Origin of the sequence: Actinoplanes philippinensis (assembly GCF_900113015.1) — a bacterium.
Classification (GTDB): domain Bacteria; phylum Actinomycetota; class Actinomycetes; order Mycobacteriales; family Micromonosporaceae; genus Actinoplanes; species Actinoplanes philippinensis.
In genome coordinates, this window is the sequence record NZ_FONV01000002.1 from 263,821 (window position 1) to 280,443 (window position 16,623).

Below are 16,623 nucleotides of genomic sequence, written 5' to 3' on the forward strand. Positions count from 1 at the left end.
ATCGATGGCTGTCTTGCTTTGGCCGGTCCGGAAACTTAGGTTCGGATCGTGCCCGTCGTCACTTCCCCTCGCGGGCCGGCTCGCCCGCCCGTCACGGTGAACCGCCAACTGGGCGCTCTTCTCACCGCCGAGGCGCTCTCCATGCTCGGCAGCCGGATCACCTTCGTGGCCGTACCGTGGCTGGTTCTGACCACGCAGGACTCGGCGATGCTCGCCGGCCTGGCCGGTCTCGCGGAGATGCTGCCGTATGTGCTGGCCGGGCTGATCGGTGGCCCGATCGTGGACCGCGTCGGGCCACGCCCGACCGCTGTGGCGGCGGACACCGCGAGTGTTCTCGCGGTCGCCGGCATTCCGCTGGTCGCCCACTGGGAGGGCGTGTCGCTGAGCGCGCTGATCCTGCTGATCGCCCTGGCCGGGGCGTTGCGCGGGTTCGGCGACGCGGCGAAACGGGCGCTGCTGCCACGCACGATCGCGGCGGCCGGACTCTCCACCGAGCGCGGCACCGCGATGTACGACGGGGTCTGCCGCGCCTCGACGCTGGTCGGCCTGCCGCTGGCCGGGGTGCTGATCGCCGCGTTCGGCCCGGCCGCGGTGCTGCTCTTCGACGCGCTGTCGTTCGCGGCGAGCGCGATCATCATCGGGTTGCTGGTGCGGGTCGGCTGCGCCGACGCCGCGGCGCTGGCCGAGTGCGAGCATCAGGGGTATGCGGACGCCCTGCGCGACGGATTCCGCTGGGTACGTTCGGACCGGCTGATCCTCGGCGTGATGGCGATGCTGTTCGCCACGAACATGTTCGATCAGGCGTTCGCGACGGTGTTCGTGCCGGTGTGGGTGCGCGAGGGCCCGCACGGTCCGGCCGCGCTCGGGGTGATCGGCACCGCGTTCGGGCTGGGCGCGGTGGCCGGCAACATCCTGTACACGGTGGTCGCCCCGCGCCTGCCCCGGCGGCTGACGTTCGGGGTGTGCTTCTTCATCGGCGGCCCCGCCCAGCTGCTGGCGCTGGCCCTCGCCGATCGTGTGTGGACGGTTCTGGTGACGGCCGCGATCGCGGGCGCGCTGATCTCGACGGTGAACCCGATCCTGATGGCCGAGGTGTACCGCCGGATCCCCACCCACCTGCAGGGCCGGGTGATCAGTGTGCTGATCGCCGTCTCCTGGGCGGGCATCCCGTTCGGCGGCGTGATCGGCGGCTGGGCGACGGACCGGTTCGGGCTGCAGGCCGCCGCGCTGATCGCCGCCGTCGGCTATCTGGCGGTCACGATGTCCCCGTTCCTCTTCCCGGCCTGGCGCGAACTCGACGCCCGCCCCCGGCCGGAGGCGAAACCGGCGATGGTCGCCGCCTGAGGACCGGAAAAGCACGTGCCGCGGTACGCGCGGACGGGCTACGGTCGGCGCGATGACTCTTGCCTATGACGTGACCGGCGACGGGCCGGCCGTACTTCTGCTGCACTCGACCGTCTGCGACCGCCGGATGTGGGATCCCCAGGTGGCGGCGCTCGCCGCCGCGGGCCGCCGGGTGGTGCGCCTCGACCTCGTCGGACACGGCGACACACCGGTGCCGGCCGGCCCCTTCGACGAGACCGGCGCGATCGCCGCGCTCCTCGACGATCTCGGCATCACGGAGACCGCGCTGACCGGCGCGTCCGGCGGCGGCCGGGTGGCGCTGCAGTTCGCCGCCCGATGGCCCGAGCGGGTGACCGCGCTGGCCCTGCTCTGCACCGCGCTGCGCGGCCACGAGGCGGGCCCCGAGCTGCAGGCCTTCGACGAGCGGGAGGAGGCGCTGCTGGAGGCGGGCGACGTGGCCGGCGCCGTCGATCTGAACGTCGGCCTGTGGGTCGGCCCGGACGCCGGCGACGAGACCCGCGAGCTGGTCCGGGTCATGCAGCGGCATGCCTTCGACGTGCAGCTGGCCGCCGAGGACGTGGCATACGAACCGGTCCGCACCGAGCCGGACCTGTCCCGGATCACCGCGCCCACCCTGCTGGTCACCGGCGCCCACGACCTGCCCGACTTCCGGGAGATCGCCGTCCACCTGGCCGGTGTGCTGCCGGACGCCCGGCACGTCGAGCTGGACTGGGCCGGTCACCTGCCCAGCCTGGAACGGCCCGGCGCGGTCAACGCGCTGCTGCTGGAGTTCCTCGCCGGATAGTCGCCACGGTCGCGGCGAACCGAACGAAGCCCTCCGGATCGGGATCGTCCGGGGCCGGCTGCAGGACCACCGTGTCCGCGCCGGCCTCGGCCCACCGGCCCACCTGCTCGGCGACCGCGTCGGCGTCCCCCGAGACGGCACGGTCCTCGATGGTGTCGTAACCCCAGCGGACCCGCTCCCCCTCCAGCCGCTCGGCGGCGCCCGGACCGGTCGCCGTGTGCAGGTAGACGACGAGAGGGCTGTCGCCGATCACGGCGCGCGCGGCCCGTACGTCATCGGGGGTGTTGCCCGCACTGATGATCACGCCGTCGCCGATCTCGCCGGCCAGCCGCAGGGTCTTCGGGCCGGAGGCGCCGACCAGGACGGGCGCGGCCGCCGTCGGCGGCCAGTCCAGGGCGACGCCGTCGAGGTGCACGTACCGCCCGTCGACCGTCACCCGCTCCCCCGCGAGCAGCTCGCGCAGGGCGGTGACGTGCTCGCGGAGCAGCGTCATCGGGGACCCGGCACGGGCGCCGACCTGACCCATCCAGTCCTGCACGCCGTGGCCGACGCCGATGCGCGCCCGCCCGGGGAAGAGCCGGTGCAGGGTGGCGAGCTCCATCGCGGCGATCGCCACGTTGCGCAAGGGCACCGGGAGCAGTCCGACCCCGACCGTCAGCCGATCGGTCCAGGCGAGCGCCGCCGACACGGTCGCGACGCCGCTGGTCAGGAAGCAGTCCTCCCACAGCCACAGCTCCTCGAGGCCGGCCTCCTCGGCCGCCTCGACCACGCCCCGGAAACGCTCCGGAGGCAGCTGAGGCAGAGCGATGGCCCCCACGTTCATGCCGGCACCCTCTCCTCGTCGGTGATCCGCCGATACAGCTGGTCCGGTGACAACGTCGCGTACCAGGGTGTGACCGGACGGCGTTCGTACCGTTCCATACCTACCAGGAATGCCAGCACATAGCCCGCGCTCAGGCTGAGGAAGGCGGCCGACCACGCCGCGATCACCACGTGCTCGCCCCGGATCAGCCGGATCACCGCGAACCCCAGCGCCGACACCTCGGCCAGCGCGAACACCCGATAGGCCCACTTGAGCCGGGCGTCGGCGCCGCGCCGGGCCCGCTTGTCGGTCACCCCGAACTGCCTCTCCCCGAAGACCGCCGCGGGCAGGGCGGCGAGCATCGGCAGCGTGTCGGCGACGGCGAACGCCTCGCTGTGCAGCATGTGGTAGTGCCCACGGCCGAACCGGACGACGGTCCAGATCGAGAACACCGTGAAACCGAGAAAGGCAAGACCATAGACGGCGTACGGCCCACGCACCGGCGCCACCCCGGTGGTCAGAGCCGCGATCGGGACCAGCAGAAAGAGCAGCCGGTTCAGCCCCTGGAAGTGCGCGACCATGGCGCTCAGGTAGTTGAGCCGCTGCCGCCAGGTCAGCCCGCGGGCGATCAGCGGCGAGTCCCGGTGCCGCAGCAGCAGGTGCAGGCTCCCGATCGCCCAGCGCCGCCGGGTCCCGTAGTACTGCCGCAGATTGTTGACCTCCAGCCCGTACGCGAGCGGCTGCTCCAGATAGACCGACTTCCAGCCGCGGGCGTGCAGCCGCAACGACGTGTGAATGTCCTCGGTGGACGTGTCCTCGGCGAACCCGCCGGCCTCGTCGAGCGCGGACCGCCGCAGCATCGCCGACGTGCCGGTGTAGATGGCGCTGTTCGCGCTGTTCTTCGTCGGCTGCACCCCGCCGTAGAACATCTCCTGCTCGTGCCACCCGCCGTCACGCCCGTGCCGCCGCCGGAAGGTGAACGACTCGGTGTTGTAGAACGACTGCGGCGACTGGACGACGGCGACTTCCGGGTCGTCGAAGTAGCCGAGGGTGCGCTCGATGAACTCCGGCAGCGGGATGTGGTCGGCGTCGAGGGTGACCACGAACTCGGCGTCGGTCACGCCCAGCCCGTGGTTGAGGTTGCCGGCCTTGGCGCCCTCGCTCGTGGCCCGGGGCAGGTAGCGGGCGCCGTGCCGGGCCGCCATCTCGCGGACCTCGGTGCGGCTGCCGTCGTCGAGGACGATCACGTCGCGCACGCCCCGCACCCGCAGCGCGCCGATCACGGTGGGCTCCAGCACTCCGGCGGGCTCGTTGACGGTGGGGATCAGGATGTCGACGGTCCGGGTGACGGGGCCGGTCACGACGCGGGGCAGCGGGCGGGTGCGGCGGCGCAGCGAGATCACGAAAATCGTCGTGGTGACGACCGCGAACATCTCGGCGGCCCAGGCGACCGGGCCGTACCAGACCGCCCAGTTCACCACCGCGGTCCGCCAGACGGCGAATACCGGGACCAGCGTGAGGAAGACCACGAAGAGGATCGGCAGATGCGGCGGGTCGCGGTCGGCGACCTGTTCAACGCGGTACGGAGACATGCGCGAACCTTTCGAGCTCGGGGTGGAGTGCGGGGCCGGCCGCGAGCACGCCGGTGCCCAGGGTGGTGACGGTGGCGCCCGCCTCGGTGGCGATCAGCGCGCCGGCCGCCCAGTCCCAGGCGGCCAGCTCGTCCTCGTAGTAGGCGTCGCAGCGGCCGGCCGCGAGCCAGCACAGCTCCAGGGCGGCGCTGCCGTGACTGCGGATGTCGCGGACCCGGTGCAACAGCCCGGCCAGGGTGTGCGCCTGTCGTGCGCGTGCCGCGGAGGTGTAGGCGAAACCGGTCGTCACGAGGGCACGGTCGAGGGGCACCGGATCGTTGACCCGCAGGGGTGTGCCGTTGAGGCGGGCGCCCCGGTCACGAGCGGCGGTGAAAGTCTCGGAGCGGTACGGGTCGTGGACGACCCCCACGACGGCCCGCCAGGAGGAGTCCGGGAGCTGTTCCTCCGCCGCGACACTGACGGTGACGTGCGGTGACCCGTACAACAGATTGGTGGTGCCGTCGACCGGATCGACCACCCACCGCAAGCCGGACGTCCCCGCCCGCACCGTGCCCTCCTCGCCGAGGAAGCCGTCGTGCGGCCGTGCGGCCGCGAGACAGGCGGTGACCGCCGCCTCGCTCGCGAGATCGATCTCGGTCACCGGATCGGTGGCGCTGGACTTATGACCGGCCGCCTGGACGGCCGCGGCGGCACGGATCACCCGCCCGCCGTCACGGGCGGCCGTCACCGCGACGTCGAGCAGCTCCTCCACCGGCGTCATCCGGCGCTCACCCGGCGGACCTCGGCCAGGACCCGCTCGCGGTACGGCTCGGGCAGCGCGCCGATCGGCTCGAGGACGATGCTCCGGTCGACGCTGCCGTCCGCCCAGGGCAGCGCCAGGCCGACCAGGGGCAGGACCTCGACGTCGGTCGCGGTGGCGGGCAGTGACGCGCCGGATCCGGCCGGCACACCGACCATCAGATGCGTCCGGCCGTCGACCCGGCCGTGGACGACGGTGAGCCCGCCCGCGGCGCGACGAAGCTCCAGGTAGCGCTCGTTGGCCTCGAAGTCGCCGAACGCGCACGCCAGCTCGACATCGAGGCCGGGCCATTTGCGCAGGAAATAGCGGTAGTTGGGGGCCTCGGTGCGGCGGTTGGCGGCGACGTCGCGCAGGTGGGGCAGGTGCACGCCGAAGAAGTCGCGGCCCATCACGATCGGGGTGCCGCCGCGGGCCACCCGGTACGCCCACTCCAGGTCCTCCACCCCGTAACCGTGGAAGGCCGGGTCGAACTCCCCGGCCAGGTCACGGGGCAGCGCGATCAGCGCGGTCCACGCGAACGACCAGGGGATCACGTGATCGGCGGTCATCCGTGGGTCGTGGCCGGCCGTCCCGGTCGTCCACAGGTCGTCGAGGATCTTGCGATAGTGCTGGTAGGGCCGCACGTCGACGGTGGTGACGTCACCGGTGTTGTTGTCGTAGTCGATCATCTGCCCGACCACGCAGATCCGCTGGCCGTACGCGAAGTGGCGGTCCCACAGGTCCTCCAGGCAGCGGGACGGCAGCACCATGTCCACGTCCATCAGCACCACGACGTCGCCGCGGGCCTGCCGCAACGCCAGGTTGCGGGCGAGCCCCACCTGCCAGGGCCGGGCCGACGACACGGTGACCACGTCCAGGCCGGGGAACTCGCGGCAGACGGCCGCGTGCTCCCCGTCGTCGTCGAGCACGCCGAGCACCACCTCGACGTCGCCGGCCGGCAGGGTCTGCTCGGCGAGCGCGGCGAGGGCCAGGCGCAGGTTGGCGGCCCGCTTCCGATACGGGATGACGACGCTGATCCGGGGCTCACTCATCGCCGCCGCCGGGACTGATCAGCACCTTGCAGCTGGCCTGCTCGGCCGGCCCGAACCGGCGGGCGTCGATGTCGCAGCCCAGCGCCGCGAACCCGGTGCGGAACCCGTCGAGCGGGACCACGTGGCTGACCAGCCGCTCGGCCGGGACCCGACCGCTGGTGATCAGGTGGAAGGCCTCGTCGAACGAGCCGTGCAGCGAGTCGATCGAGCCGATCACCGACAGGCTGCGGTCGGCCAGGAGCATCGTGTCGATCGACGCGATCCTCTCCTTGAGACCGATCGACATGTACGTCCCGCCCGGCGCGATCTGCGGGAAGAGGTCCTCCAGCAGCGCCGACGTGGTGTCGACGACGATGTCGATCGGAGCGGCGGGATCGTTGAAGTACTTGCTGCGCGCCTCCTCCAGGCTCGCGTAGGCGGCGGTGCCGTCGGGCAGCCGGTCGCGGGCGAACTCCAGCCGGGCCGGCGAGTGCTCGATCAGCACCGGGGTCAGGCCCTTGAGCGACAGCACCCAGGTGTAGAGCAGGCCGAGCGGCCCGGCCCCGAAGACGTAGGTGTACGCGCTCAGCGACGGCGGCTGCAGTTTGCGAGCGCCGGCCACCACACAGCTCAGCGGCTCGGTCAGGGCCGCGGCGCGCAGCGACACGTCGTCCGGCACGCGGTGCACGAACGCCGAGGTGGTGCGGTACCTCCCGGCATACGCCCCGTCGTAGCTGACGCCGCTCTCGGTGCCGTGCTTGCCGACGCAGTGGTTGATCCGCTGGGTCCGGCACATCCGGCAGCGGCCGCAGAAGGGCGTCGGGTTGATCACCACGCGGTCCCCCACGGCGACCGAGGTGACCGCCGGGCCGATCTCGGCGATGATGCCGCTCGCCTCGTGGCCGAGGGTCACGCCGGGAACCGCCACCGGGTACGACCCGGAGACGATGCCCAGGTCGGTGCCGCAGACGCCGCAATAGCTGATGTCGACGACCACGTCGTCCTCGCCGGTCGCGTGCAGATCGGGGACCTCGCTGAGCTCGACGTCCCACGGGCCTCGGTACTTGAGCGCTTTCACGGCCGCATGGCCTCCCTCTGATAGGACCGCAGGGTCTCGTGCAGGCGGCCGAGCAGATCGTCGACCTGCTCGGTGGTGATGATCAGCGGCGGGCGGACCTTGACGGTGCGGCCGAAGCCGTAGCGGCTGCCGCGCAGGAGGAGCCCGTGCCGCCGGCCCAGGGCGATGAACTGCTCGACGTCGACGCTGGTGGGCAGGTCGAAGGCCTGCATCAGCCCGACGCCGCGAACCCCGGTCATCTCCCGGAAGGAGCGGGACAGCGCGAGCAGGCCGCGGTGCAGCCGGTCACCGGTGACCCGCACCTCGTCGAGGATCCGGTGCCGGCGCAGATACCGGATCGTCTCCTCGAGCGCGGTCAGGGCGAGCGGGTTGGCGCCGGAGGTGCTGGAGTGCTCCCACGGCTCCAGGACGTCCAGCTCGGGCCGCATCAGGACCCCGGCGACCGGGATGCCGACGCCGCCGGCGCCCTTGGCGAACGTGATGACATCGGGGCGGAGGGCGGCGGCGTAGCCGGTGGAGGCGAAGAACGATCCGGTACGCCCGAAGCCGGTCTGCACCTCGTCGGCGATGATCAGGACGCCCAGCCGGTCACAGGTCTCGCGGAGCACCCCGAACCACTCCGGGGGTGGGACGATGTTGCCGCCGTTACCCATGATCGGCTCGACGACCAGGGCCGCCACCCGGCCGCTCGACGCATACTCCACGAAGTCCTCGAGCCGCCGGGCGCAGAGCATCGCGCAACTGCCCGGGAGCTGGCCGTAGAAGCAGTTCGCACAATCCGGCCCGGGGATCTTGACCGAGTGCGCGAACGGCAACGAGAAGCTGCGCTGCCGGAACGCGTTGCCGGACACCCCGGTCGTGGCGGCGCTCTGCCCGTGGTGCGACAGGAACAGCGACACGATGTCGGACCGGCCGGTCGCCTTCTGCACGATCCGGATGGCCGCCTCGTTGGCGCCGGAGCCGGTGACGTCGCGGAACCAGAAAGCACCGATGTGCGGCGGCAGGTCGTCACGCATCAGCGCGAAGATCTCGGCCGACCGGTCGCGGGTGAACTCGGAGGAGAGATGCGCGACCCGGTCGAGCTGGCCGTGCAGCGCCTCGATGATCTCGGGCGCCGAATAGCCGAGCGAGACGTTGAACGTCCCGGACGCGCAGTCGATGAATCGTTCGCCACGGACGTGCAGGTAGATCCCGTCTCCGACGTAGTCTGGCAGGCCGGTGACCGGCCTGGAGACGATGCTCGAACTCATTTGTCGCCTTTCCGCGTCGCCTTGAATGGGGCGCTGTCCACAGTGGCCAGGAGTGGAGATAGGCGTCAAGCCCTGAACCGGTTAAGTGGACCCTTGGGATGAGCTGAGCTGCTGATACAAGTCAATGTGCCTCTCGTCACCGCTAATTGGAAAAGACGGTTAAGTCGCCATCACGTTTCCGGGATGACAAGCCGAAATTGCCGAGTCGTTGCAAAGAAAAACGCGGACCGGGAGTGCAGCCCGGCCCGCGTCAGTGGGAATTCTGACTAACCCGACTTACTCCACTCGGTGAGCTGCTCGGCGACCGGCCGGTCACCGTCGACCCGGACGTCGGCCAGCGGGATGCGCCGGTAGAGCGCCAGGACCAGATCGCTCGCGGTGGCCTGGATCCGGGTGACCGGCTCGCCGCTGGCCGGTGGGTCGGCCTTGGCCCCGGATGGGGAGAGATCGAGCGTCCAGGACGGGCCCTCGATCGCCTGGAACGCCACCCGTGCCGGGCGATGTGGCCACGCGCCGAGCGAACCCAGCCCGACCTGGAGGAACTCGCTGACACCGTCGACCGCGACGGCGGCCGGCAGCGGCTCGGCCCGGCCGATCGACTCCTGCGCGTCGTAGGCGTGCACGGCCGCCTCCTGCACCTGGTGGCGGGCGACCGCGGACGACGTCAGCGGGGCGTCGGAATCACCCCACCACGCCCAGCAGGGGGCATCGGGGCCGGCGTCACGCAGGGCGGCCAGCAACAGCCCGGTCGAGGTCGCGGACCACTCCAGCAGGTCACCGTGGGGCGTGCGGTCACCAAGACGGTCGGCCGAGGGCGGGCCGGACTCGTCACCGGCGGCCACCGTGGCGGCCCAGAAGCGGTGCACGGCGCCCAGGTGGGCGACCAGGTCGGTGATCGACCAGTCGGGGCAGCCCGGAACCGTGACGGACAGGTCCGGGGCGGCGGCCACGGCCTCCCGGAACGCCGCCGACCGTCCCTCGATCAGTGCGAGCAGCTCGGGAAAAGGCGGTGTCGAAGTCATACCCGGTTTCTATCATCGGGGTACGACAAAGGGCGGCCGCATGATCGCGGACCGCCCCCTGTGCCGTGCGAAACCTGGTCAGACGTTGAAGCCGAGCGACCGGAGCTGGTCACGGCCGTCGTCGGTGATCTTGTCGGGGCCCCACGGCGGCAGCCACACCCAGTTGATCCGGAAGTCGTTGACGATCCCGCCACCCGGGCCGGTGGTCAGCGCCTGGCGGGTCTGGTCCTCGATGACGTCGGTCAGCGGGCAGGCCGCCGAGGTCAGCGTCATGTCGATGGTGACCACGTTGTCGTCGTCCACGTGGGTGCCGTAGACCAGCCCCAGGTCGACGACGTTGATGCCGAGCTCGGGGTCGACGACGTCCTTCATCGCCTCCTCGATGTCGGCGATCGACGCCTTCGGCCTGCCCGCGGCGGCGCCGGCGGGCACCGCGTCGGCCGGACCGCCACCGGGAAGCGACGCCTTCGGAGCGTCCGCGACACCCGCGGGCACCGCGTCGGCCGGACCGCCACCGGAGATCGAGTCCGAGGCCACCGCGTCGGCCGGGGCCGCGTCCGCGCCCACCGCGGCGTCGGCGGCCGACGGCGCGTCCGCGCCGAAAGCGGCGTCCGGCGTGGCCGACACGCTCACCGACGGCGTCTCCACCGGGTCACCGGCCGCAGCCGCGGCGGCGCGCTCCTCGGCCAGCCAGTCCGGCACCTCTTCCCCCGCGCCGGGGGCCGCGCCGGAAGCCGGGGCCGAGGCGACGGTCCGGGCAGTGTCTACAGAGTCAGTCATGCTGTGCCTCCTCGGGCATGCTCGGCGCGGGCGGTCACGCCTTCACCTCAGGGCTCACGCCCACGTCCACACCGGCGCGCGCCGCCGCGTCCTTGAACGCCATCCACGGCAGCAGCGCGCACTTGACCCGGGCCGGGAACTTGGCCACCCCGGCGAAGGCGATCCCGTCACCGAGGACCTCCTCGTCCGGCTCGACCTGACCGCGGCTCTGCATCAGCTCCACGAACGCGTGGTGGATCTCCGAGGCCGCCGCCGGGTCCTTACCCTCCAGCAGCTCGTGCAACACCGAGGCCGAGGCCTGGCTGATCGAGCAGCCGAGACCGTCGTACGAGATGTCGCCCAGATCGGCCGACACCCGCACGGTGATCTCGTCGCCGCAGGTCGGGTTGACGTGATGCGCCTCGCCGTCGAACGGGTCGCGCAGACCGCGCCCGTGCGGGTTCTTGTAGTGGTCCAGGATGATCTCCTGGTAGAGACCGTCGAGCAGCATCAGCCGAACACCTTCCGGACCTGGTCGAGCCCACGCGCCAGCGCGTCGATCTCCGCCGTGGTCGTGTAGAGGTAGAACGAGGCCCGGGTCATCGCGGGCACGCTGAACCGCGAGCACACCGGCCGCGCGCAGTGGTGCCCGACCCGCACCTCGACGCCGAGCGCGTCCAGGATCTGTCCCACGTCGTGCGGGTGCACCCCGTCGACGCCGAACGACACCGTGCCGCCGCGGCCCTCGATCGTCGCCGGGCCGAAGATCCGCACTCCGGGCACCGAGGAGAGCGCGTCCAGGGCGTACCGCGTGATGGTCTGCTCGTGCTCGTGGATCGCCGCCATGCCGAGCCCGGTCAGGTAGTCGACCGCCGCGCCGAGGCCGATGGCCTCGGTGATCGGCGGCGTGCCGGCCTCGAACCGCGCGGGCGGCGGGGCGAAGGTCGTGCCGGCCATCGTGACCGTCTCGATCATCGAGCCGCCGGCCAGGAACGGCGGCATCTGCGCGAGCAGGTCGAGCCGCCCCCACAGGACGCCGATGCCGGTCGGGCCGAGCATCTTGTGGCCGGTGAAGGCGATCAGGTCGGCGCCCAGGGCCTGCACGTCGAGAGGCAGGTGCGGCACCGACTGCGAGCAGTCCAGCATCAGCAGAGCGCCGGCGCTCCGGGCGCGCGCGGCGATTCGGGTGACGTCGTTGACCGTCCCGAGCACGTTGGACATGTGCACCAGCGAGACGATCTTCGTCCGTTCGGTGACGAGTTCGTCGAGGTTCGACTCGTCGAGCCGCCCGTCGTCGGAGATGCCGAACCAGCGCAGGGTCGCGCCGGTCCGCTCGCAGAGCAGCTGCCACGGCACCAGGTTGGAGTGGTGCTCCATCTCGGAGATCACCACCTCGTCGCCGGGGCCGAGGCGCAGCATCTGACCCAGCGAGTGGGCGGCCAGGTTGATCGCCTCGGTGGAGTTCTTGGTGAACACCACCTCGTCCGGGCTCGCCGCGCCGATGAAGGTCGCGATGCGGGCCCGGGCGCCCTCGTACGCCTCGGTCGACTCGGTGCCGAGCGTGTGCACGGAGCGGGACACGTTGCCGTTGTACCGCTCCTGGTGCGCACGCATGACGTCGAGCACCTGAACCGGCTTCTGCGAGGTGTTGGCGCTGTCCAGGTAGACCAGCGGGTGGCCGTTGACCTCCCGCTCGAAGATCGGAAAGTCCTTACGGACCCGCTCGACGTCGAAGCTCATCAGTGACCCCTCAGGCCTTCACCAGGAACTTCTTGTAACCCTCGGCCTCGAGCTGCTCGCCGAGCTCCGGGCCGCCCTCCTCGACGATCCGGCCGCCGACGAACACGTGCACGAAGTCCGGCTTGATGTAGCGCAGGATCCGGGTGTAGTGGGTGATCAGCAGGAAGCCGGTCTCGCCGGTCTCGCGCACCCGGTTGACGCCCTCGCTGACGATCTGCAGCGCGTCGATGTCGAGGCCGGAGTCGGTCTCGTCGAGGATCGCCATCTTCGGCTTGAGCAGCTCGAGCTGCATGATCTCGTGCCGCTTCTTCTCACCGCCGGAGAAGCCCTCGTTGACGTTGCGCTGGGCGAACGCCGGGTCCATCTGCAGCTTCTCCATGGCGCCACGCAGCTCGCCGGCCCAGGTGCGCAGCTTCGGCGCCTCACCGTCGATGGCGGTCTTCGCGGTACGCAGGAAGTTCGCCACCGACACACCTGGGACCTCGACTGGGTACTGCATGGCGAGGAAGAGGCCGGCCCGGGCGCGCTCGTCGACGCTGAGCTCCAGGATGTCCTGGCCGTCCAGGGTCACCGACCCGCCGGTGATCTCGTATTTCGGGTGGCCCGCGATGGAGTAGGCCAGCGTCGACTTGCCGGAGCCGTTCGGGCCCATGATGGCGTGCGTCTCGCCCGACTTGATGGTGAGGTCGACCCCGGCGAGGATCGGCTTCAGCTCGCCATCCGGCAGCTTCACCGAAACCTGCAGGTCGCGGATCTCCAGGGTGCTCACGGCTCTACTCCATTGCTAGGTGTCGTCGAAACGTAGATGTCGCCGTCGCGGATCTCGACGGGGTAGACCGCCACCGGGCTGAAGGCGGGCGGTCCGGAGGGCTGCCCGGTGCGCAGGTCGAAACGGGAGCCGTGCAGCCAGCACTCCAGCGTGCACCCGTCCACCTCGCCCTCGGAGAGGGCCACCGAGGCGTGGCTGCACTCGTCACGGACGGCGTAGAACTGGTCGTCGTCGGCGTGGACCACGGCGATCTCGACACCGTCGACCTCCACCTGGAGGGCGGTGCCCTTCGCCACGTCCGACGCCGGTCCGACGTTCTCGAAAGTCATTACTGGCCGGCCTCGACCAGACGCGCCTCGATCGCGTCGCCGAGCCGCTCGCGCAGCTCCTCGACCGGGATCTTGTTGATCAGCTCGGCGAAGAAGCCGCGGACCACCAGCTTGCGGGCCTCCCCCTCGGGGATGCCGCGGGCCATCAGGTAGAACAACTGCTCGTCATCGAAGCGGCCGGTCGCGGAGGCGTGCCCGGCGCCGGCGATCTCGCCGGTCTCGATCTCCAGATTGGGTACGGAGTCAGCCCGCGCCCCATCGGTGAGAAGCAGGTTCCGGTTGATCTCATACGTGTCGGTGCCCGTGGCGGCGGCCCGGATCAGCACGTCGCCGACCCAGACGGTGTGCGCCGACGAGCCCTGCAGCGCGCCGCGGTAACCCACGTAGCTGCGGCAGTCCGGCACGGCGTGGTCGACCAGCTGGCGGTGCTCGTGGTGCTGGCCCGAGTTGGCGAAGTAGACGCCCCACAGCTCGGCGTCGCCGCCGCGCCCCGCGTATTCCACGCTGGTGAACTGCCGGACCAGGTCGCCGCCGAGGGTGACCTGCACGTGCTGGACCCGGGCGTCCCGGCCGACCACGAACTTCACGTGCTGCACCTGGACCGCGTCACTGTCCCACTCGGCGAGCGTCACGAAGGTCAGCTGGGCGCTGTCGCCGATCACGACCTCGATGTTGTCGGCCAGCGTGACCGAGCCGGTCTGCTCCAGCACGATCGTCGCCTTGGCGAACGCGCCCACCTTGACGAAGGTGCGCGCGGCCGCGGCGTCGCCGCCCTTGCCGACCAGGCGGATGACCACCGGCTCGGCGGGCTCGGCCTCGGACGCCACCTCGATCACGGTGACGCCGGCGGCCGAACCGTACGCGAGAGCGCTGACCCGGTCGAACGGGGTGAGCACCGGGTCCACGTCGTCCGCGTCCGACACCGTCACACCGGCGGGCAGGTCGCCGTGCTCCACGGAGGGAGCCGCCCCGCTCAGCGACGTGGCGGTGACCAGGTCACGCAGCCGCTTGAGCGGGGTGAAACGCCACTCCTCCTCCAGGCCGTCGAGGGCCGGGAAGTCGGTGACGTCGAAGGAGCGCAGCACCTGCGACTTGGTGCTCGGAGGGGCGATGGCCTCGGTAGTCATTTCGTCCTTTTAGGTCCGCGTTTACTCAGGGGGATGGGCGGGGCGGGTGATTAACCCACGGCCCCTTCCATCTGGAGCTCGATGAGGCGGTTCAGCTCCAGCGCGTACTCCATCGGGAGCTCCTTGGCGATCGGCTCGATGAAGCCGCGCACGATCATCGCCATCGCCTCGTCCTCGGTCAGGCCCCGGCTCATCAGGTAGAAGAGCTGGTCCTCGCTGACCTTGGAGACGGTCGCCTCGTGGCCCATGTTGACGTCGTCCTCACGGATGTCGACGTACGGGTACGTGTCGGACCGGGAGATCGTGTCGACCAGCAGCGCGTCGCACTTGACGGTGCTCTTCGAGTGCGACGAGCCCTCCAGGACCTGGACCAGGCCGCGGTACGACGTACGCCCTCCGCCGCGGGCGATCGACTTGGAGACGATCGTGGACGACGTGTTGGGCGCGGCGTGCACCATCTTGGCGCCGGAGTCCTGGTGCTGGCCCTCGCCGGCCATCGCGATCGACAGGACCTCGCCCTTGGCGTGCGGGCCGGTCATGTAGACGGCCGGGTACTTCATGGTCACCTTGGAGCCGATGTTGCCGTCGATCCACTCCATGGTCGCGCCCTCCTCGCAGGTGGCGCGCTTGGTGACCAGGTTGTACACGTTGTTCGACCAGTTCTGGATGGTCGTGTAACGCACCCGGGCGTTTTTCTTCACGATGATCTCGACGACCGCGGAGTGCAGCGAGTCGGAGGAGTAGATCGGCGCCGTGCAGCCCTCGACGTAATGCACGTAGGAGCCCTCGTCGGCGATGATCAGGGTCCGCTCGAACTGGCCCATGTTCTCCGTGTTGATCCGGAAGTAGGCCTGCAGCGGGATGTCGACGTGCACACCCTTCGGCACGTAGATGAAGGAGCCGCCGGACCAGGTCGCGGTGTTGAGCGCGGCGAACTTGTTGTCGCCGACCGGGATCACGGTGCCGAAGTACTCCTTGAAGATGTCCTCGTGCTCCTTGAGAGCCGTGTCGGTGTCGAGGAACAGCACGCCCTGCTGCTCCAGGTCCTCACGGATCGCGTGGTAGACGACCTCGGACTCGTACTGCGCGGCCACGCCGGCGACCAGACGCTGCTTCTCCGCCTCGGGGATGCCCAGCTTGTCGTACGTCGCCTTGATGTCCTCGGGCAGCTCCTCCCAGGAGGTGGCCTGCTTCTCGGTGGACCGCACGAAGTACTTGATGTTCTGGAAGTCGATGCCGGTCAGGTCGGCGCCCCAGTGCGGCATCGGCTTGCGGTCGAACAGCCGCAGGCCCTTGAGCCGGAGGTTGAGCATCCACTCCGGCTCGCTCTTCTTCGCGGAGATGTCGCGCACCACGGCCTCGGACAGGCCGCGCTGCGCGGCGGCGCCGGCGACGTCGGCATCGGCCCAGCCGTACTCGTACTTGCCAAGAGCGGCGAGGTGCTCTTCCTGAGTGACGATCTGGTCAGTCATGTATCTGTCCTAACCGTGATGGCGGTGGTCTGCGGACCGCGTGCGGGAATGTGCGTTGTGCACACCCCGTCGCCGTGCGCGATGGTGGCGAGGCGCTGCACGTGGGTGCCGATGAGCCGGGAGATGACTTCGGTCTCGGCGTCGCACAGCTGAGGGAACTCGGCAGCCACGTGAGCCACCGGGCAGTGATGTTGGCACAGCTGCCCGCCGGACGCGATCGTCGAGGCGTTGGCAGCGTAGCCCTCGGCCGTCAGCACCTCGGCGAGAGCCTCGGCACGGGCGATCGGATCGTGGCCGGCCTCGCGCAGCGCCGTCCGGCAGCGCTCCTCGAGCGCCTCGACCTGAGCGGCGGCGAAGGCCGAGACGGCCTCCGGGCCGTGCTGCTGGGAGATCCACCGGAGCGCGGCGGTGGCGATGCCGTCGTAGTGATGCGGATTGAGATCCTCGCGGGCGGCGGCGGTGAGGACGAAGGCCTTGGCGGGCCGGCCACGGCCCCGAGGCTTGTCCTGGCGCAGCTCGCGCGTTTCGACGAGATGCTCGGCGAGCATCGCGTCGAGGTGCTTGCGGATGGCGGCGGGGCTCAGGCCCAGAGCGGCGCCGAGCTCGGCGGCGGTGGTGGCGCCACGCTTCAGCAGGAGCTGAGCGACACGGTCACGGGTGCGCCCGTCGGCAGCGGCGGCCGGAGCCGTCGCGCCGATCTGGATCAGCACCTCGTTTTTCACTAC

Annotated in this window: 17 protein-coding genes; 2 read left to right on the plus strand and 15 right to left on the minus strand. The window is 70.7% G+C overall.

The window, feature by feature from the left end; genetic code table 11:
* The first annotated feature begins 48 nt into the window (after nucleotides 1-48).
* Together BM290_RS04765 and BM290_RS04770 are read left to right on the plus strand one after the other, a co-directional pair.
* Nucleotides 49-1,344 (plus strand): MFS transporter, encoded by a 1,296-nt coding sequence (locus tag BM290_RS04765; protein ID WP_239143381.1) that lies wholly within the window; start codon nucleotides 49-51, stop codon nucleotides 1,342-1,344.
* A 52-nt stretch (nucleotides 1,345-1,396) separates the two neighbouring features.
* Nucleotides 1,397-2,149, plus strand: coding sequence for an alpha/beta fold hydrolase (locus tag BM290_RS04770; protein ID WP_093610384.1), 753 nt, complete (start codon nucleotides 1,397-1,399; stop codon nucleotides 2,147-2,149).
* Here BM290_RS04770 and BM290_RS04775 read toward each other — a convergent pair.
* The 15 genes from BM290_RS04775 to BM290_RS04845 form a co-directional block, all read right to left on the minus strand.
* Nucleotides 2,115-2,972, minus strand: coding sequence for an LLM class flavin-dependent oxidoreductase (locus BM290_RS04775; protein WP_093610386.1), 858 nt, complete (start codon nucleotides 2,970-2,972; stop codon nucleotides 2,115-2,117). The two genes, BM290_RS04770 and BM290_RS04775, sit on opposite strands and share 35 nt — an antisense overlap.
* Nucleotides 2,969-4,543 carry a glycosyltransferase family 2 protein gene (locus BM290_RS04780; protein ID WP_093610388.1) on the minus strand — a complete coding sequence of 525 codons (1,575 nt, stop codon included), beginning with the start codon at nucleotides 4,541-4,543 and terminating at the stop codon, nucleotides 2,969-2,971. The genes BM290_RS04775 and BM290_RS04780 overlap by 4 nt, the downstream gene beginning before the upstream one ends.
* Nucleotides 4,524-5,303, minus strand: a complete 780-nt coding sequence (locus BM290_RS04785; protein ID WP_177319579.1) for an inositol monophosphatase family protein — start codon at nucleotides 5,301-5,303, stop codon at nucleotides 4,524-4,526. Before BM290_RS04785 ends, BM290_RS04780 begins: the two co-directional genes overlap by 20 nt.
* A complete protein-coding gene (locus BM290_RS04790; protein WP_093610392.1) occupies nucleotides 5,300-6,373 on the minus strand; it encodes a glycosyltransferase family 2 protein in 1,074 nt (357 codons plus the stop codon). The genes BM290_RS04785 and BM290_RS04790 overlap by 4 nt, the downstream gene beginning before the upstream one ends.
* Complete coding sequence (locus BM290_RS04795; RefSeq protein WP_093610394.1) at nucleotides 6,366-7,430, minus strand: zinc-dependent alcohol dehydrogenase; 1,065 nt, start codon at nucleotides 7,428-7,430, stop codon at nucleotides 6,366-6,368. Before BM290_RS04795 ends, BM290_RS04790 begins: the two co-directional genes overlap by 8 nt.
* Nucleotides 7,427-8,680: an aspartate aminotransferase family protein gene (locus tag BM290_RS04800; RefSeq protein ID WP_093610396.1), complete on the minus strand. Its 1,254-nt coding sequence runs from the start codon at nucleotides 8,678-8,680 to the stop codon at nucleotides 7,427-7,429. The genes BM290_RS04795 and BM290_RS04800 overlap by 4 nt, the downstream gene beginning before the upstream one ends.
* A 266-nt stretch (nucleotides 8,681-8,946) precedes the next feature.
* The gene (locus BM290_RS04805) at nucleotides 8,947-9,702 is read right to left on the minus strand and encodes a maleylpyruvate isomerase family mycothiol-dependent enzyme (protein ID WP_093610398.1); all 756 of its coding nucleotides are present in this window, start codon (nucleotides 9,700-9,702) and stop codon (nucleotides 8,947-8,949) included.
* A 78-nt stretch (nucleotides 9,703-9,780) separates the two neighbouring features.
* Nucleotides 9,781-10,224 (minus strand): metal-sulfur cluster assembly factor, encoded by a 444-nt coding sequence (locus BM290_RS04810; protein WP_373871029.1) that lies wholly within the window; start codon nucleotides 10,222-10,224, stop codon nucleotides 9,781-9,783.
* Nucleotides 10,225-10,516: 292 nt separating this feature from the next.
* On the minus strand, nucleotides 10,517-10,972 hold the full coding sequence (sufU, locus tag BM290_RS04815) for a Fe-S cluster assembly sulfur transfer protein SufU (RefSeq protein ID WP_093610400.1): 456 nt from the start codon (nucleotides 10,970-10,972) through the stop codon (nucleotides 10,517-10,519).
* On the minus strand, nucleotides 10,972-12,201 hold the full coding sequence (locus tag BM290_RS04820) for a cysteine desulfurase (protein ID WP_093610402.1): 1,230 nt from the start codon (nucleotides 12,199-12,201) through the stop codon (nucleotides 10,972-10,974). The genes sufU and BM290_RS04820 overlap by 1 nt, the downstream gene beginning before the upstream one ends.
* A 10-nt stretch (nucleotides 12,202-12,211) precedes the next feature.
* On the minus strand, nucleotides 12,212-12,970 hold the full coding sequence (sufC, locus tag BM290_RS04825) for a Fe-S cluster assembly ATPase SufC (protein ID WP_093610403.1): 759 nt from the start codon (nucleotides 12,968-12,970) through the stop codon (nucleotides 12,212-12,214).
* Nucleotides 12,967-13,299, minus strand: coding sequence for a Rieske (2Fe-2S) protein (locus BM290_RS04830; protein ID WP_093610405.1), 333 nt, complete (start codon nucleotides 13,297-13,299; stop codon nucleotides 12,967-12,969). The genes sufC and BM290_RS04830 overlap by 4 nt, the downstream gene beginning before the upstream one ends.
* Nucleotides 13,299-14,426: a Fe-S cluster assembly protein SufD gene (sufD, locus tag BM290_RS04835; protein ID WP_093610407.1), complete on the minus strand. Its 1,128-nt coding sequence runs from the start codon at nucleotides 14,424-14,426 to the stop codon at nucleotides 13,299-13,301. The genes BM290_RS04830 and sufD overlap by 1 nt, the downstream gene beginning before the upstream one ends.
* A 50-nt stretch (nucleotides 14,427-14,476) precedes the next feature.
* Entirely contained in the window at nucleotides 14,477-15,898 is a 1,422-nt protein-coding gene (gene sufB / locus BM290_RS04840) for a Fe-S cluster assembly protein SufB (protein ID WP_093610409.1), read from the minus strand.
* Complete coding sequence (locus tag BM290_RS04845; protein ID WP_093610411.1) at nucleotides 15,895-16,620, minus strand: helix-turn-helix transcriptional regulator; 726 nt, start codon at nucleotides 16,618-16,620, stop codon at nucleotides 15,895-15,897. Before BM290_RS04845 ends, sufB begins: the two co-directional genes overlap by 4 nt.
* Nucleotides 16,621-16,623: the final 3 nt, after the last annotated feature.

What these genes read in the sequence shown, in the direction of transcription:
- BM290_RS04800 (WP_093610396.1), bottom strand. Translation starts at nt 8,680, where the DNA reads ATGAGTTCGAGCATCGTCTCCAGGCCGGTCACCGGCCTGCCAGACTAC.
- BM290_RS04790 (WP_093610392.1), bottom strand. Translation starts at nt 6,373, where the DNA reads ATGAGTGAGCCCCGGATCAGCGTCGTCATCCCGTATCGGAAGCGGGCC.
- BM290_RS04805 (WP_093610398.1), bottom strand. Translation starts at nt 9,702, where the DNA reads ATGACTTCGACACCGCCTTTTCCCGAGCTGCTCGCACTGATCGAGGGA.
- BM290_RS04780 (WP_093610388.1), bottom strand. Translation starts at nt 4,543, where the DNA reads ATGTCTCCGTACCGCGTTGAACAGGTCGCCGACCGCGACCCGCCGCAT.
- BM290_RS04830 (WP_093610405.1), bottom strand. Translation starts at nt 13,299, where the DNA reads ATGACTTTCGAGAACGTCGGACCGGCGTCGGACGTGGCGAAGGGCACC.
- BM290_RS04820 (WP_093610402.1), bottom strand. Translation starts at nt 12,201, where the DNA reads ATGAGCTTCGACGTCGAGCGGGTCCGTAAGGACTTTCCGATCTTCGAG.
- BM290_RS04785 (WP_177319579.1), bottom strand. Translation starts at nt 5,303, where the DNA reads ATGACGCCGGTGGAGGAGCTGCTCGACGTCGCGGTGACGGCCGCCCGT.
- sufB (WP_093610409.1), bottom strand. Translation starts at nt 15,898, where the DNA reads ATGACTGACCAGATCGTCACTCAGGAAGAGCACCTCGCCGCTCTTGGC.
- BM290_RS04775 (WP_093610386.1), bottom strand. Translation starts at nt 2,972, where the DNA reads ATGAACGTGGGGGCCATCGCTCTGCCTCAGCTGCCTCCGGAGCGTTTC.
- BM290_RS04770 (WP_093610384.1), top strand. Translation starts at nt 1,397, where the DNA reads ATGACTCTTGCCTATGACGTGACCGGCGACGGGCCGGCCGTACTTCTG.
- sufU (WP_093610400.1), bottom strand. Translation starts at nt 10,972, where the DNA reads ATGCTGCTCGACGGTCTCTACCAGGAGATCATCCTGGACCACTACAAG.
- sufD (WP_093610407.1), bottom strand. Translation starts at nt 14,426, where the DNA reads ATGACTACCGAGGCCATCGCCCCTCCGAGCACCAAGTCGCAGGTGCTG.